This window comes from Dechloromonas sp. ARDL1 (assembly GCF_051122455.1).
Lineage (GTDB): Bacteria > Pseudomonadota > Gammaproteobacteria > Burkholderiales > Rhodocyclaceae > Azonexus.
Genome location: NZ_CP168939.1, coordinates 3,944,190 through 3,959,058, shown reverse-complemented (window position 1 = coordinate 3,959,058; position 14,869 = coordinate 3,944,190). Strand labels below are relative to the sequence as shown.

Annotated in this window: 11 protein-coding genes and 1 other annotated feature; of the genes, 8 read left to right on the top strand and 3 right to left on the bottom strand. The window is 59.7% G+C overall.

The window, feature by feature from the left end; genetic code table 11:
• Window positions 1-13: 13 nt before the first annotated feature.
• Complete coding sequence (locus AB6Q56_RS19550) at window positions 14-1,756, top strand: branched-chain amino acid ABC transporter ATP-binding protein/permease (RefSeq protein ID WP_434517182.1); 1,743 nt, start codon at window positions 14-16, stop codon at window positions 1,754-1,756.
• A complete protein-coding gene (locus AB6Q56_RS19545) occupies window positions 1,756-2,511 on the top strand; it encodes an ABC transporter ATP-binding protein (protein WP_434514696.1) in 756 nt (251 codons plus the stop codon). The genes AB6Q56_RS19550 and AB6Q56_RS19545 overlap by 1 nt, the downstream gene beginning before the upstream one ends.
• Before the next feature lie 270 nt (window positions 2,512-2,781).
• Here AB6Q56_RS19545 and AB6Q56_RS19540 read toward each other — a convergent pair whose 3' ends face one another.
• Entirely contained in the window at window positions 2,782-7,350 is a 4,569-nt protein-coding gene (locus AB6Q56_RS19540) for an AAA family ATPase (RefSeq protein ID WP_434514695.1), read from the bottom strand.
• A 338-nt stretch (window positions 7,351-7,688) separates the two neighbouring features.
• Here AB6Q56_RS19540 and AB6Q56_RS19535 point away from each other — a divergent pair, with 338 nt between their 5' ends.
• From AB6Q56_RS19535 to AB6Q56_RS19515, 5 genes are read left to right on the top strand one after another with little or no spacing between them, the layout of a single operon-like run.
• Window positions 7,689-8,045, top strand: coding sequence for an ArsR/SmtB family transcription factor (locus tag AB6Q56_RS19535; protein WP_434514694.1), 357 nt, complete (start codon window positions 7,689-7,691; stop codon window positions 8,043-8,045).
• Window positions 8,042-8,458, top strand: coding sequence for an arsenate reductase ArsC (locus AB6Q56_RS19530; RefSeq protein ID WP_434514693.1), 417 nt, complete (start codon window positions 8,042-8,044; stop codon window positions 8,456-8,458). Before AB6Q56_RS19535 ends, AB6Q56_RS19530 begins: the two co-directional genes overlap by 4 nt.
• Window positions 8,459-8,467: 9 nt before the next feature.
• A complete protein-coding gene (gene arsB, locus AB6Q56_RS19525; protein WP_434514692.1) occupies window positions 8,468-9,535 on the top strand; it encodes an ACR3 family arsenite efflux transporter in 1,068 nt (355 codons plus the stop codon).
• A gap of 26 nt (window positions 9,536-9,561) precedes the next feature.
• A complete protein-coding gene (locus tag AB6Q56_RS19520; protein ID WP_434514691.1) occupies window positions 9,562-11,007 on the top strand; it encodes a permease in 1,446 nt (481 codons plus the stop codon).
• Window positions 11,004-11,141, top strand: a complete 138-nt coding sequence (locus tag AB6Q56_RS19515) for a thioredoxin family protein (protein ID WP_434514690.1) — start codon at window positions 11,004-11,006, stop codon at window positions 11,139-11,141. The genes AB6Q56_RS19520 and AB6Q56_RS19515 overlap by 4 nt, the downstream gene beginning before the upstream one ends.
• Here the strand turns inward: AB6Q56_RS19515 and AB6Q56_RS19510 are convergent.
• Window positions 11,138-12,369, bottom strand: a protein-coding gene (locus tag AB6Q56_RS19510) for an IS3 family transposase (protein WP_434517128.1) whose coding sequence is annotated in 2 segments (ribosomal slippage) — window positions 11,138-12,081 and window positions 12,081-12,369 — 1,233 coding nt in all. Because the reading frame shifts where the segments join, the coding sequence is not laid out codon by codon here. The genes AB6Q56_RS19515 and AB6Q56_RS19510 overlap by 4 nt on opposite strands.
• Window positions 11,975-12,091 (bottom strand) — a sequence feature (AL1L pseudoknot). Its footprint overlaps the gene before it by 117 nt.
• A 73-nt stretch (window positions 12,370-12,442) precedes the next feature.
• On the opposite strand from AB6Q56_RS19510, the gene AB6Q56_RS19505 reads away from it, so the two are divergent.
• On the top strand, window positions 12,443-12,565 hold the full coding sequence (locus AB6Q56_RS19505; RefSeq protein ID WP_434514689.1) for a thioredoxin family protein: 123 nt from the start codon (window positions 12,443-12,445) through the stop codon (window positions 12,563-12,565).
• Window positions 12,566-12,655: 90 nt separating this feature from the next.
• Here the strand turns inward: AB6Q56_RS19505 and AB6Q56_RS19500 are convergent, their stop codons facing one another.
• Window positions 12,656-14,800, bottom strand: a complete 2,145-nt coding sequence (locus AB6Q56_RS19500; RefSeq protein WP_434514688.1) for a DUF6600 domain-containing protein — start codon at window positions 14,798-14,800, stop codon at window positions 12,656-12,658.
• Window positions 14,801-14,869 lie beyond the last annotated feature (69 nt).

Here is a 14,869-nt window from a genome sequence, read left to right as displayed (position 1 = left end):
CCGTCACGCCCCGCTGCTTGCCTTCGTTGCCGTGCTCGCCGTCGCCCCGCAGGTACTGCCCGAGTTCTCGGTCACCCTGCTCAACTACATCGGTCTCTACGCCATCGTTGCGGTCGGCCTCGTGCTGCTGACCGGCGTCGGCGGCTTGACCTCCTTCGGCCAGGCCGCCTTCGTCGGCCTCGGCGCGTACACCACGGCCTGGCTGACCACCGTGCACGGTGTGTCGCCCTGGCTCACGCTGCTCGTCGGCCTGGCGCTGACCGCCGCCGTTGCGCTATCGCTCGGCTTCATCACCCTGCGCATGGGCGGGCACTACCTGCCGCTGGGCACCATCGCCTGGGGCATCAGCCTGTACTTCCTGTTCGGCAACGTCGAATTCCTCGGCGGCCACACCGGCATCACCGGCATCCCGGCCGTCTCTCTGGCCGGCTGGGAACTGAAGTCAGGCCGCGAATTCTTCTACCTCATCTGGCTGATCCTGCTGCTTGCCATCGTCAGCATCAGCAACCTGCTCGACTCGCGCGTCGGCCGCGCCATCCGCGCCCTCAAGGGCGGCACCGTGATGGCCGAGGCAATGGGCGTGAACACCGCTCGCGAAAAGATCGTCATCTTCCTCATCGCGGCCCTGCTGGCCTGCGTCTCCGGCTGGCTGTACGCCCACCTGCAACGCTTCGTCAATCCAACGCCCTTCGCGCTGAACCAGGGTATCGAATACCTGTTCATGGCCGTGGTCGGCGGCATCGGCCATGTCTGGGGTGCGGTACTCGGCGCCGGCGTCATCACCATCCTCAAGCAGTGGCTGCAGGACTGGCTGCCGCAACTGCTCGGCCAGAGCGGCAATTTCGAAATCATCGTCTTCGGCATCGCCATGGTGCTGGTGCTGCAAAAGGCGAGGGCAGGGCTGTGGCCGGTGATCCTGCGCCTGCTGCCGGCCCGCGCGATTCACCGCGAAGTGCCGCAGGCCGAACCGCTGCCGCGCCGCCAGCCGGCCGCCAGCGGCACCGTGCTGCTCGAAGCCAGCGAAGTCACCAAGCGCTTCGGCGGCCTGGTCGCCAACAACAACATGAGCCTGAGCGTGAAGGCCGGCGAGGTCATGGCGCTGATCGGCCCGAACGGCGCCGGCAAGAGCACGATGTTCAACTGCATTTCGGCGGTGAATCCGGCCACCGAAGGCAAGATCGCCTTCCTCGGCGAATCGACGGCCGACCTGCAGGCCCGCGACATCGCCAAGCGCGGCATGAGCCGAACCTTCCAGCACGTGCGCCTGCTCGGCAACATGAGCGTGCTGGAAAACGTCGCCATCGGCGCCCACCTGCGCGGTGGCAAGGGCGTGCTGTCGTCGGCTCTGCGCCTCGACCGCGCCGAGGAAAACCGCCTGCTTGCCGAAGCTGCCCGCCAGATCGAGCGCGTCGGCCTCGCCGAGCACATGTTCGACCCGGCCGGCAGCCTGGCGCTCGGCCAGCAACGCATTGTCGAGATCGCCCGCGCGCTGGCCTCCGACCCCTGCCTGCTGCTCCTCGACGAACCCGCCGCCGGCCTGCGCTACCGCGAAAAGCTGGCGCTGTCCGACCTGCTTCAAAAGCTGCGCGCCGAAGGCATGGGCATCCTGCTCGTCGAACACGACATGGATTTCGTCATGGGCCTGGCAGACCGCATCGTGGTCATGGAATTCGGCGAAAAGATCGCAGAAGGCCTGCCCGAGCAGGTTCAGAAGGACCCGAAAGTACTTGAAGCCTATCTGGGAGGGGTCGAATAATGAGCATGACCCACCTGCACGACAACGAGGTTATCCTCGACGTCAAGAACCTGCGTGTTGCCTACGGCAAGGTCGAAGCCCTGCACGAAGTCAGCCTGACCATCCGCCGGGGCGAGATCGTCACCGTCATCGGCCCCAATGGCGCCGGCAAGACGACCCTGCTCTCGGCCCTGATGGGCCTGCTGCCCTCCAACGGCGACATCGTATACATGGGGCATCCGCAAAAGCAGGATCGCTCGGTCGAGCATCTGGTACGCCACGGCATGACACTCGTACCCGAAAAGCGTGAGCTGTTCGCCGAAATGAGCGTCGAGGACAACCTGCTGCTCGGCGCCTTCGACCGCTACCGCACCGGCCACCGCGACGAGATGGAGACCATGGACGAGGTCTTCGAACTCTTCCCGCGCCTGCAGGAGCGCCGTGCCCAACTGGCCGGCACCCTCTCCGGCGGCGAGCGCCAGATGCTGGCCATGGGCCGCGCCCTGATGGCCAAACCCAAGCTGCTGATGCTCGACGAACCCAGCCTCGGCCTGGCGCCGCTGATCATCAAGGAAATCTTCCGCACCATCTCGGCGCTCAAGGAAACCGGTGTCGCCATCCTGCTCGTCGAACAAAACGCCCGCGCCGCGCTTCAGGTCTCGGACTACGGCTACGTGCTGGAGACTGGCGAGGTATCGCTCGCCGGGCCAAGCGCCGAACTGGCAGCTGATCCGCGCGTCATCGAGGCGTATCTTGGGCTCGGCCAAAAACACTGAGCCGCCACCGCCTGGGATGCCAAGCTTGGCACACCCATGATCCAAAAAAAGGAACCCGATGGGTTCCTTTTTTTGGATGGGCAGCAGTTACCTTCTTGGCATCAGCGTGTGACCGTGTTTCGGCCCGAGCGGCCGGTCACAGAATCAACACATTCTTAATTTTGAATGTCCGCTTTTTACTAGGGCACTTTTGCATGAATGCCCCCAGACGAATGACTCGTCATGTCGCATAGTTTGTATTAAGGTCAGTATCGAGGTACTTGTTTGCAGTCACGGTCGCTCGGCAGCCTTCAACCAATCACCTAAGCCATTGACTCCCAGCGAAAGTAGGGTGTCTTGTGCGACGACCACACGCTGCAGCATCGCTCCATTGTCAGACTCTTCTCGTTCTTCTGCTTCAGCAAAGAGACGGGTCATTAGCTGGGTGAGGCTATCCTGGTGGTCATATAGATATGGTTTGGACTGGCTGACATAGGCCAGATAAATCTCAGTTGCAGCCAGCGCTTGTTCGGGATCAAGCTGCGAGATTGCATTAAGCCATTCATGAAACCCGAAGAGACGATGATGCTTTTTCTCTTTGTCGCTATCGCTTTTGAATACCTCAAAACAACGTCGAATCAGCTCGATCGGAACAGAAATCACTGCTGACTTGTCATGGAAAAGATGCCCCAACTGCTCCGCAACCGCTTCGGCATGAGTAGCGCCAGCATTCAAACCAGCATCCAAACCGGAAAGGCATTGCTCCCGGTGCTGCTGGATATTTTCATAGTTTGTCCAAACGGTGGCTGCCCCCTGCCATGCCTCTGTTTTATCCAAGGCTTTCAAGTCCTCCAACAACTCTGCTAAGTCGATTTGCCGAGCCATGGTCGCCAGCGCCGAAATGCGCCCCCATGTTTCTAGGTCTTTGCCGCTTCCTTCGTTACGAAGACGCGCCAGCAAAGGCCTTACTACTTCGAAATGACTGTGGTAGGCGTAATAAAGGCAGGGCTCCGCGATTTCCCAAAGCCTGTCCGCATCCTGCATGGCGAGATGGAGCAAATCCCATCCAAAATCAAAAGCTTTGCTCTGCAAATATGGCAAGCGCCGCAGGATCAGCGAACGAACCGCAGGGTGTTCGTCACGGGCAAAACGGCGCAAGGCAGGTGCCAGCAATTCAGGAAATTCACTACCGCGCTCGTGCAGGTTATTCGCCACGATCATCAAGGCTTCGGCAACGTCACCCTTCACCATATTGATGCCCATGGAGATCAACCCAACATTATCTCCCTTGATGGGATCGTTTTCATGCAGGCTTTCATAGCCTATGGCAAGAAAAATCAGCCGCTCGGCGTTTTGCGCATCGTATATAACGTTGGAACAGGCTTCCAGCGCATTGGCTGCGGAGCGTCGGCATTGCCAATGCCTAGGATGCCTATCCAGTTCGTCAAGAATCAACCCTGCCAAGACAGAAGCATCGGATTCTTCGATGGGTTCCCATGTGCCGTTGGTTTGCAGGTTGCCATGACGATAAGCCAAGTAAGTGGCGACGCCGTCCATGATGTCGTCCCGAAACCTTTCAGGAATGTCTCCCCAATGGGTAGGCAAAAAGCCCAGGAACCGCATTGGATGGCGAGAGGAGGCCTCTCGTAGTTGCCAGCCAACCTGGCTCTCACCGCCAACCAGAAAGTCATCAAAATTGCTTTTATGCCCTGAGTAGTGCGACAACAAGCGCAACACTACGTCATCATCTGAACTGAGGAATACCTCGTATGAAAACGGTGCGCTTACCCAGCCGCCACGCGAACGAATATCTGGCTGCCGAATCAACGCTCCTGCCTTTTTCTCATATTCATCCATCACCGCTTGCGATGCGGGCGAACGCAGATAGCTCGGAATCGTGACAATCAGTTCTGCTTGTTCCTTCAGTAACCAGAAACTGCGATGTTCATCAGCAAGCTCCTTCTCCCAAATACGCAAGATGCTTGCCATTACAGCATCTTGCGTTGGGATATCAAGGAAGGTAAATGCCGAATGAATCAATGTCCCTAGTTCGTAGGAAAGCTCAAACTCCAGCAAACTGCTATCGCACAACATGCGTCCAATTAAATCAACGTTGGCTTCAGGTAATGCAGTGCAAGCGAGGACGGCGAAGTAGATCAGCGCCCCTTCGCGGTTGAAACACAGGCGTTCACGGTTGTTTTGCCACCAATTCGAGTTTGTTCTTGCGTGATGGAGGATGGCCATCTCAACCGCTTCTAGCAGGGCATTCATACTGCCCGAGTTCCGAGTATCTCTAAAACTATGCGTATCTTCGTATGAGGTTTCACTCAAGAAACCATATCGGTAGCCGATGCGGGTTTCGCCATAGCGCGATAAGCGAACGTTGCTCCAGCGTTCAATCGAATTCAATGCCAAATCAAGTAACGCTGTGGATTTCTCCATGCGTTGCCGAAGCAAATTTTCCTCACTGTCGCCGAACTCATGGGCATGGCAACGCAATTTGCTGTCGAAGCTGTACTCAAGTAAGTCCTCGTCGCTTACGCCATCTGCGATATATCGCCAAAGCAGAACATCATCCGCCACACCTGCCGCCACACAACGTGCGATGGCTCTCCCAAGGGAACTGTGCTTGGAGCGCGGCAGATCGAGCAACCGTTCAAGTAGCGGAACAATTAGTGCAACATTCTTGAGTTTTATGTCAGATAGATGGAACCCAAGCTGCTCTGCAATACCATTGCCGTCCAGCCAATCCAGTGATAGCGCCTCCATCCATAGCTCGAGCACGCTAGCGGCATCTTCGTTTCCCCACTGCGCTATTCGATAAATATGGCTTGTCATCCCCTCGGCATCCCGTGCCCTCCTCAAGTCGGGAACTAGATGCTTTAACCAGAAGTAGTGCCACTCAATTGCCCTGGCACCATAGATCACCTGAAACACGTCGCGGTGGTGTTCGCGCAGATCGCGGATCAATGGCCAGTCCTCATCCTGCGGTTTCTGCTCCGCAAATGATTCGGCAACCAAACGTCTGATGTGGAAGGCCGCATTGCCCGTCAACACGGTACGTAGCTGCTTCCTGAATTCGCGACGCTCGCCCAGCGCCAACTGGGCGACAAAACTGCGAATGCTGGGACGAACAAAAGGAACAGGGGGGAGGCCCTGAATGAATTCGTTCAGCGTAGCGCCACGGCGCACGGCCCCGCTAATGACCAGAACGTCTAGCAAGGTTTGATGCCCGAACGCCAGTTTGCCATCCATGGTTTCCTGAAGAACGTTAAGGCTGCATAGCACCCTGCGAACTTCATGTGATGCGCCGAAACGCTGATGCGGCACGACTAAACTGCGTGAATTCAGCATGTCTGATGCAATGGCTTCTATAGCCTGTATTGCAGCATCCCCCAATGCGTCATTGGTCCGCACGATAATATCGAGATAGCGTTGCGCCAAGGCTTGACTGGTCACCACGTTGAAGCTGCCTCCTCGTTGTGCCAACTCGACGAACAATGCCAGTTCGCGAGGATTCCTTATCAGCTCACGAGTAACCGCGTCGATGGAGAACGTTGCAATCCCCAACTTATCGAGCAGCGGCGCTACTTCGGCATCCCAGTCCAAAGGTTGGCACTTCAACTCGCAATCCCATTTCCGTTCGGCAATTCGACGGTCGTAATGCCTATCAAAGTCGCGGCACGCTGTAACCACGGAGACATTGGGAATCAACAGCAAGCGGTCTATCTGCGCCAAAAAGTAGGTCAGCACGCGATGATCGCGAGCGATGGAGAGCACATCCAGCGAGTCTATGACCACAACCACATGCGTTTTTTCTGCCAGACGGGCAGCTTTCTCGACCCAATCCGACGACAGCCCCTGCGCCTGTCGATCTTGCGCCGTACCCAAGTCGGCGAATTCGCGCGATTGAATGAACAGCGGCGCAATGTCTGAATGGGTTTGTACGCGTTGCTCCAGTGCCTCTTGCAACGCGAGCATTACGCAAGTCTTTCCTGAGCCGGGCAGCCCGGTGAGCAAGATGGCACGCTTCTTTGCATCAATGGCGGCAAGTAGCTCGTTCACTAGCGGGCTGGAAATGCACTGCCCCGCAATATCTCTCCGCCATGCTCTGCCGATCGTCGAGGTGCCGGCAAACGACAAACGTACCTCGGCAAGATCCATGGTGGGGACCAGCATTGCTCCAGCCTCATGAAGAATGGCCTTGAGGTCGTCTTTGGTTAATCGGAACCGAGCAGCGGATGTGCTATCACCCCCCATGCGCATCCCGAGTTGATCGAGGTGCTTCCAAAGAGCATTGAATGCGGCACCAGGATTGCTTGCCATATAGCGCAAGCGTTCCTGTCGCAGATTGGCCAGGCGCTCCAGTCCATCAGTGGTCACAAACTCTGTGCGGCGCAGGAATTCGTAGGCTGAAAGATTGGGAGCGCACGTGGCGAGACGTCCCACCAAATTTGCATTTGTTGCTTGGTGCTCCTTGCCTAAACTTGATTGGTAGCTGGCCTCATCATTCTGAGTCGAGCTGTGCTCTCTCAATTTCGCGAGGTCGCCAAAGTCGTTGCGTGAATAGAAGTGCACCTTGGCATTCTGATTTTTGCCCAGCAAGCTGGAGGCTTTGTCCAGCTCATCCGCGAGGTCGGCTATTGACCATGCCCTGAAATCGGTCTGATTCTTTTTGCACTGACAGGCAATCAGTGTGCCGTCGGCTTTGCCGACCACCACGTCGTCTACCGAATACGCTATCGAATCGATTTCAAGCCAAAGACAGTCCGGATCGGACAGGACTGTCAATGCCCAATCAAATGCCACTAACGTCTGATAACCGTCACCACGGTTTGAGCGTATGCCCGCGATGCTCATCTACTGACTCCTGTTGGAATGCATGCATCCACTTGTTCCGAATACACGCTAGTTTATGACGTAAGCTTCATTAGATATTCGTATCGGACAATCTTGAGCAACCGACCTGCAACATATACCGATATTCCCAGAAGCGGACGCTGAAACGGTCTAGACATTTTCGTTGTCCGGTCGCAAAGGCCGACAAGCCGACTGCCACCCTGCCACAGATTTTTCATTCCATACGGCAGCAGCCCTTCACTAACTCGGTACGTTTTTTATAAACACCTCAATCTGCACCGCCATTCGTGCCACAAGACCCACTGGACTTTGCTACATGATTCGACAATACTCGAATCATGGAAACCTTAAACGCTGCCGAACTGCTTGCTGCACTGGGTCATGAATCCCGCCTGGCCATCTTCCGACTGCTGGTCGAGGCGGGTCCGGATGGGATCAACGCCAGCGCGATTGGCGAGCAATTGGGCATGGCGCCGGCCACGCTGTCGTTCCACCTGGCGCATCTGAGCCGTGTGGGCTTGATTACGGGCGAGCGGGAAAGCCGCTTCATCCATTACTCAGCCAACTACGGCACGATGGATGACCTTATCGCCTTTCTCACGCACAACTGCTGCCAGGGAAACGCCTGTCTTCCCCAAACCGCCTGTTGCGACACCACCGAGAAGCGCCGCGCCAAAACTGGAAAGAAAGCATGATGCCGAACCTCAAGACCGTGCTGGTGTTATGTACCGGCAACTCCTGCCGCTCCCAGATGGGCGAGGCCATCCTGAACCATGACCTTGCCGGCCTCGTACGGGGCATTTCAGCGGGAACCGATCCGCAACCCAAGGTCGCGGATGGCGCCATTGCGGCGCTCAAGCTGGCCGGTCTGCCCACCGAGACGTTGATGCCCAAGCGCGTTGAGGCGGTGATGACGGAAGACATCGACCTGATCGTCAGCGTCTGCGACAACGCCAAGGAAACCTGCCCCGTCTTTCCCCGCCCGGTGAAGCGAATCCATCTTGCTTTCCATGATCCGCATGGCGAGCCGCTGGAGCGCTTCATCGCTGTCCGTGATGACATCCGCGCCCGGCTGGTGCCAGCCGTTCGCGAAGCCTTGGGCGTTTGAGGGGGCGCGATGTCCGCACAATGTGAAATGACGGCAAAACGGGCGGACTGCGCTCCGATGAGCGTTTTCGAGCGTTTCCTGACCGTCTGGGTGTTCCTGTGCATCGTCATCGGTATCGCTGCCGGTCAGTTGGCACCCGAGGTATTTCAGGCCATCGGCCGGCTGGAAGTTGCCCGGGTCAATCTGCCCGTCGGCTTGCTCATCTGGGTGATGATCATCCCAATGCTGGTGAAGGTTGATTTCGGTGCCTTGGCCGAGATCAAGCAGCACGTGCGCGGCATTGGCGTCACGCTGTTCGTCAACTGGCTGGTGAAGCCGTTCTCGATGGCTTTTCTCGGCTGGTTGTTCATCCGCAATCTGTTCGCGCCCCTGTTGCCGGCCGAACAGCTGGACAGCTACATTGCCGGTCTCATCCTGCTGGCTGCCGCACCGTGCACCGCCATGGTTTTTGTGTGGAGCCGGCTGACCAACGGACACCCGCTGTTCACGCTGTCGCAGGTCGCAATCAACGACACCATCATGGTCTTTGCGTTTGCACCACTGGTCGCTTTCCTGCTCGGGATTTCGTCGATTACCGTGCCCTGGAACACGCTACTGACCTCGGTTGTACTCTATATCGTGATCCCGGTTGCGCTGGCTCAACTCTGGCGCAGATCCCTGCTTGCCAAAGGGCAGGCCGCATTCGACGCCGCCATGGCCAGGATCGGCCCGTGGTCCATCTCGGCGTTGCTGGCAACGCTGGTGCTGTTGTTTGCCTTCCAGGGCGAAGCCATCCTCAGGCAGCCGCTGGTCATTGCGCTGCTGGCGGTGCCCATCCTGATTCAGGTGTTCTTCAATTCGGCACTGGCCTATTGGCTGAACAAGACGGTGGGCGAAAAGCATAACGTCGCCTGCCCATCCGCGCTGATCGGGGCTTCCAATTTCTTTGAACTCGCCGTCGCTGCCGCCATCAGCCTGTTCGGGTTCGAATCGGGAGCGGCTCTGGCTACCGTCGTCGGTGTTCTCATCGAGGTGCCGGTCATGTTGCTGGTGGTCAAGGTCGTGAACGCCTCGAAGGGGTGGTACGAAACGGCGTAGCCAAGCCGCGCAACAGGGAGTCAAACATGAACTGGATGATGACCGCGTTTCAAGGAGGGCTCGATAGCCTGGCCGCCTATCTCGCCGCCCATGTGCTGCTTTGCCTGGTGCCGGCTTTCTTCATCGCCGGGGCGTTGTCGGCCTTGGTGCCACAGCAGTCGATCATCCGTTTTCTCGGGCCGGATGCGCCCAAGTGGAAATCCTATTCCGCCGCCGCTGGCGCCGGGAGCTTGCTGGCCGTTTGCTCGTGCACCATCCAGCCCTTGTTCGCCGGTATCTACAAGAAAGGCGCCGGCCTTGGCCCGGCCATTACCTTCCTGTTCTTCGCGCCGGCGGCCAACATTCTGGCCCTGGCCTATACCGGCGTCGCGCTGGGCGCCGAGTTCGCCATCGCCCGCATCCTGTTGGCACTGTCATTCGGGGTCGGCATCGGGATGATCATGGCCATCATTTTCCGCGAGACGGATGTTGCCCGTGTCGCTGATGCCCGAACGTTTGCCGAAGGGGGCGACATTCCCGGTAAAACGCTGCTTTTTGTCGGTGCCTTGGTTGCCTTGTTGATTTCCGGCACCTTGAAGCTGGATTTCCTCAAGGCTGTTTTGTTCAGCGCAGAACTGCCTTGGCAGGGTGCTTCCGCCATTCAACAAACGCTCGACCGGTGGGTGCCGGTCAACGAGAGTATCGGTGCCGAAGGGCTGAGTCTGCAGGGCGCGCTCCTGATTGTCCTGCTGGCGGGCATCGGCATTTTCGCCTGGCGAGGACTGGGCAAGGTCGACGAAGGCTTCAATCGTTTCACCCCGATCGCGCTGGGATTGACCCTGCTGACCCTCATGTTCGCTGCGCTGGGCTTCACGGTGGGCAACGCGGGCGTTACGCTGGTGGTCACCGGCAGGACCGTGGCAGTGACATTGTTCTGTCTCGCGCTCGTGCCATTGGCTCGCCGCTTTGATGACTGGGATGTGCAGCAATGGCTATGGGAAACCTGGCGATTCGTGAAGATGATTTTTCCCTTGTTGGTCGTGGGCGTGTTCGCGGTTGGCGTCATCCGGGTTTTCATCCAGCCCGAGTGGATTCGGGCAATAGCCGGCGAGAACACCTTGTTGGCCAATCTGGCAGGCGTGGTTTTCGGGGTCTTCATGTATTTCCCGACACTGGTCGAAGTCCCGATTGCCAAGATGTTCCTGTCGCTCGGCATGCACCCGGGCCCGCTGATTGCCTATCTGATGGCCGACCCGGAGCTATCCTTGCAAAGTATCCTGATTACCGCAGCCATCATCGGCAAGCTGCGGGCTTGGACTTACGTCGGGCTGGTTGCCCTGTTTTCAACCATCTCGGGATTAGCCTACGGCGCCTGGGTCAATGGCATGTCGCCATGGATGCTGGCCGGTTTCGTTGGCAGCTTCATCGCCCTCATCATCGGCTCGTTGCAGTGGGTTGAATCCTGTCGCCAGGGAAAATCAAGGAGGGCATGATGCTCATCAAGATACTGGGAAGTGGCTGCGCCAAATGCAATCGTCTGGAACAGCTGACCCGCGATGCGGTAGCCGAACTCGGGGTGGAAGCCTCCTTGAATCGCCCCGGGTTTCGTAGAGGCTCCGAGGTTTAAGTGCAGGCGGTCGTTGCCTGCACAAGGGATTGTGAATAGTACCGTTCCTCCGCCTCGGCGGGCGGGATGTTTCCGATGGGCTCGAGGAGTCGAGTGTGATTGAACCAAGTCACCCAAGTCAGGGTGGCCAGCTCCAGGGACTCGATGGTTTTCCAGGGGCCCCGGTGATAAACCAATTCGGCTTTGTAGAGGCCGTTGATGGTTTCAGCCAGGGCATTATCGTAAGAGTCGCCTTTGCTGCCGACAGAGGGCTCGATGCCTGCTTCGGCCAGCCGCTCGGTGTAGCGGATGGAAACGTACTGGCTTCCCCTGTCTGAGTGATGAATCAGTGCCCCGTCACGCTTGGGCTGTCGGTCATACAGCGCCTGCTCAAGCGCATCGAGGACAAAATCGGTACGCATTGACCTGCTGACACGCCAGCCGACGATACGACGAGCGAAGACATCAATCACAAAGGCGACATAGACAAATCCCTGCCAAGTAGAGACATACGTAAAATCAGAGACCCACAGTTGGTTCGGGCGCTCGGCCTTGAACTGGCGATTCACCCGATCCAGCGGGCAAGGCGTACGGGTGTCGCTGAAGGTCGTTTGCATGATCTTGCCGCGCCTGACGCCTTCCAGGCCAAGATGCTTCATCAGCCGTTCGACCGTGCAACGCGCCACGGGCGTTCCCTCACGGAGCAATTGCCGCCAAACCTTGCGGACACCATAGACTTGGAAATTGGCCTGCCAAACCCGTTGAATCTGAGGAATCAGCAATTCATCCCGTTGCGCCCTGGCGCTCCGCAGGGAAGGATTGCGTTGCCGGGCAGCGTGACGCCAATAGCCAGACGGGGCAACCTGCAATAGCTTGCAGAGCGGCTCGACCCCATATGTCTCCCGGTGCCGGTCAATAAATGTCCTCACTTCTTCTTGAGGCGGTCGAGCTCCGCCTGCGCGAAAAACGCACTGGCTAGCCGCAGAATTTCGTTGGCCTGACGGAGCTCCTTGTTCTCCCGCTCCAAGGCTTTCATACGCTCACGCTCATCGGTGGTTATCCCATCGCGCCGGCCCGTATCCACTTCATGTCGCTTGACCCAGTCATGCAACGTCTGGGCTGCGCAACCAATCTTCGGGGCTATCGATTCAATGGCTGCCCATTGCGACGGATGTTCTTTGCGGGCTTCTTGTACCAGCCTCACCGCACGTTCTCTGACTTCAGGGGAATATCTGTTTGATTTGCTCATCATGGCTCCATTCTCTCAGGTAATGGAGCCTCCTCAATTCCCGGGGCGATTCACCTTCGAGCATGTGAAGGAGATGGACAAAATCATGGCCTATCCGATCATGACAACGCCGGCACTCGTGGTCGACGAACAGGTGCTGGTTTCAGGGCGGATGCCCAGCAAGGATGAGTTGCTGGCTTGGCTGGACAGGCGATGAAGCGGATAGTGGCCGGTGGGGAAGGCATCGCCCCCTTAACCGGCCAACGCAGCGTTGACCTCCCGGGCGATAGCCCGCAAACACAAGATTTCAGCGTTGTCCCCGTTCCTCATCGCGACGCCGCGGTGCTTCGTGGCCATCCGGTGAGGTGGGCTGCTGACGCGGCGGGTCGACTCGGGGAGGAGGCGGAGCGCTCGGTTGCGGCTGGGGAGGGCGCTCCATGCGCGGCATCTCCCGAGGTGCTTCACGTGGCGCTTCCCTACGCTGCTCACGTTCCTGCATCTGAACGGCGGGTTGCGCACGCTCTTCCCGGCGCATGCCTGGCGCTGGCATCTCCCGGCGAAGCGGCACCGGAGCCGATTGGGTTTCCTGGGGGCGGGACATCTCGCGCATTTCGCGGCGCTGCTCGCGCTCCTGCGGGGAAAATGCCGGATGCGACCGCTCATTCCTGCGTACCTCGGCGGCCGGTACTTCCCGATAGACCGGGGAACTCGGGGGCATTGCCTCCTGCCGGCGAGGGGTGTCGCGCGGCCCGGCGGGCTGCGCAGCGCCCTCCGGCGACCGTAACTCTCTGTCCTGGCGCTGCATTTCGCGCATTTCCCTGCGTGGCTGACGTTCCTGCTGCGTGAAGGCGGGTTGCGAACGCTCGTCGCGGCGGGACTCGCCGATGCCCTCGCGAGCCGGGCCGATTGCCGGCGGACGCCCTGTTTGAACCGGCGCGGCACCCGGCGGCAAGATTTCCCGATGCCGAGGTTGGGCTGTGCTTTCAGCCTCGCGGCCTCGCCTGTCCATGAGCGGCATTCCCTCCGGAGTATGGGGTCGATCGCCGCGGGTGCCCTCGGGGATGGCCTGGCGCGGCGACGGCAGTTCGCCATCGCGCAATGGCCGGCGCTCCGCCCTCGGATTGCGCTGGGCATCGAATTCCCGTCCCTGCGGATGCATGGCGGCCGGGGCGGGGGCTACCCACTGGGCGCTGGGGGCCTGCCGGGCGAGTGGTGCCCGGTCGAGGTCGCGGCGTTCGCGGTGGCGTATCTCGCTGGCCGAGATCGGACGACCTTCCTGCATCTGCCGCGCCGGCACGACGGTAACCGCCTGTGGCGAGGCATGGTGGGTGTAGGCTGGCGGAGCACCGCGCACGACCCGTTCGATATGGGTAACGTTGGTGACGTGGGTGATGTTGATCTGCCGCACATAGGTCGGGCTGTAGCGATAGGCCGGGACATAGACTTCGCGCGGGGCGAGGGGGAACCAGCCGACGGCGGGCGCCGAGCCGAAGCTGAAGCTGACGTTCCAGCCCGGGTTGCCGACCCAGCCGACCAGCGCCGGCGCATAGACCGGGCGGGCAACAATACGCCCCGGAACCCAGCCCCAGCGCCCGGCGATCAAGGCCCAGCGCCCGTAATGGAAGGGTGCGAAGCCCCATGGTGCCTGGTCGATCCACGTCCAGCCCCAGGGCGCGACCCATGCCCAGCGGCCGTGACGATAGGGTGCCCAGTCGCTGGCGACGCCGCGCGGGTACCAGACGGTGCCGTAGTCGCTGGTCGTTCGCCAGTCGCCGTAGGCGTCGAGATCCTGGTAGCCGGTCATATGCGGCGAGACGTGGCGGCGGGCCGTGTCCGCCAGGGTGGCGTTCTCGCGCTGCGCCACCCATTGGTCGAAGCCGTCGTAGGCGCGGGCGGCTTCCAGTCGTTCGCCACCATCGCTGTCCAGCACGGCCATCTGGCCTGCCGCCACGGGCAGGGTCCGCCGGCCATTTTCGAAGGTGGCACGGCCGGCCAGGACCGTCAATTCGCTGCGCTCGGCATACACATTGATGCGATAGCGGCCCGGCGTCAGGAAACGCACGTTGCCGTCTGGCGTCATGACCTCCACGTCGTCGGCCTGATCGCGGTCGAGCACGGTGACTGCCAGCGTGCCGCCGCTGAGGCGGACATCGACGCGGTGGTCGTCGACAACCGGAAACTCGACCTCGCTGTCGCGGCTGAGGCGGTAGGCGGTCGAGCCGATCCACACTTCGGCGCGCCCATTGCGGCCACTGTCGAGCACAGCGCCGCTGCTGACCGGCCAGTTGAGGGTGGCCGCTCCGCCTTGCTCCTTCCGGTCGACCTTGAAGCCGACATCGCCCTCAAGGTAGGACAGCCGGCCGACACGGCCCGGTGGGTCAAGCTGGGCCAGCGCTGGCCAGGCGATGAGCAGCAGGATGGCAAGGAAAAGGCGGCGGAGGGACTGCAGCATCTCGGACTCCCGGAATGGGGAAGGCCTGCGCACGCGGCAGGCGACAAGCAATCAACGCATCACTTCGGC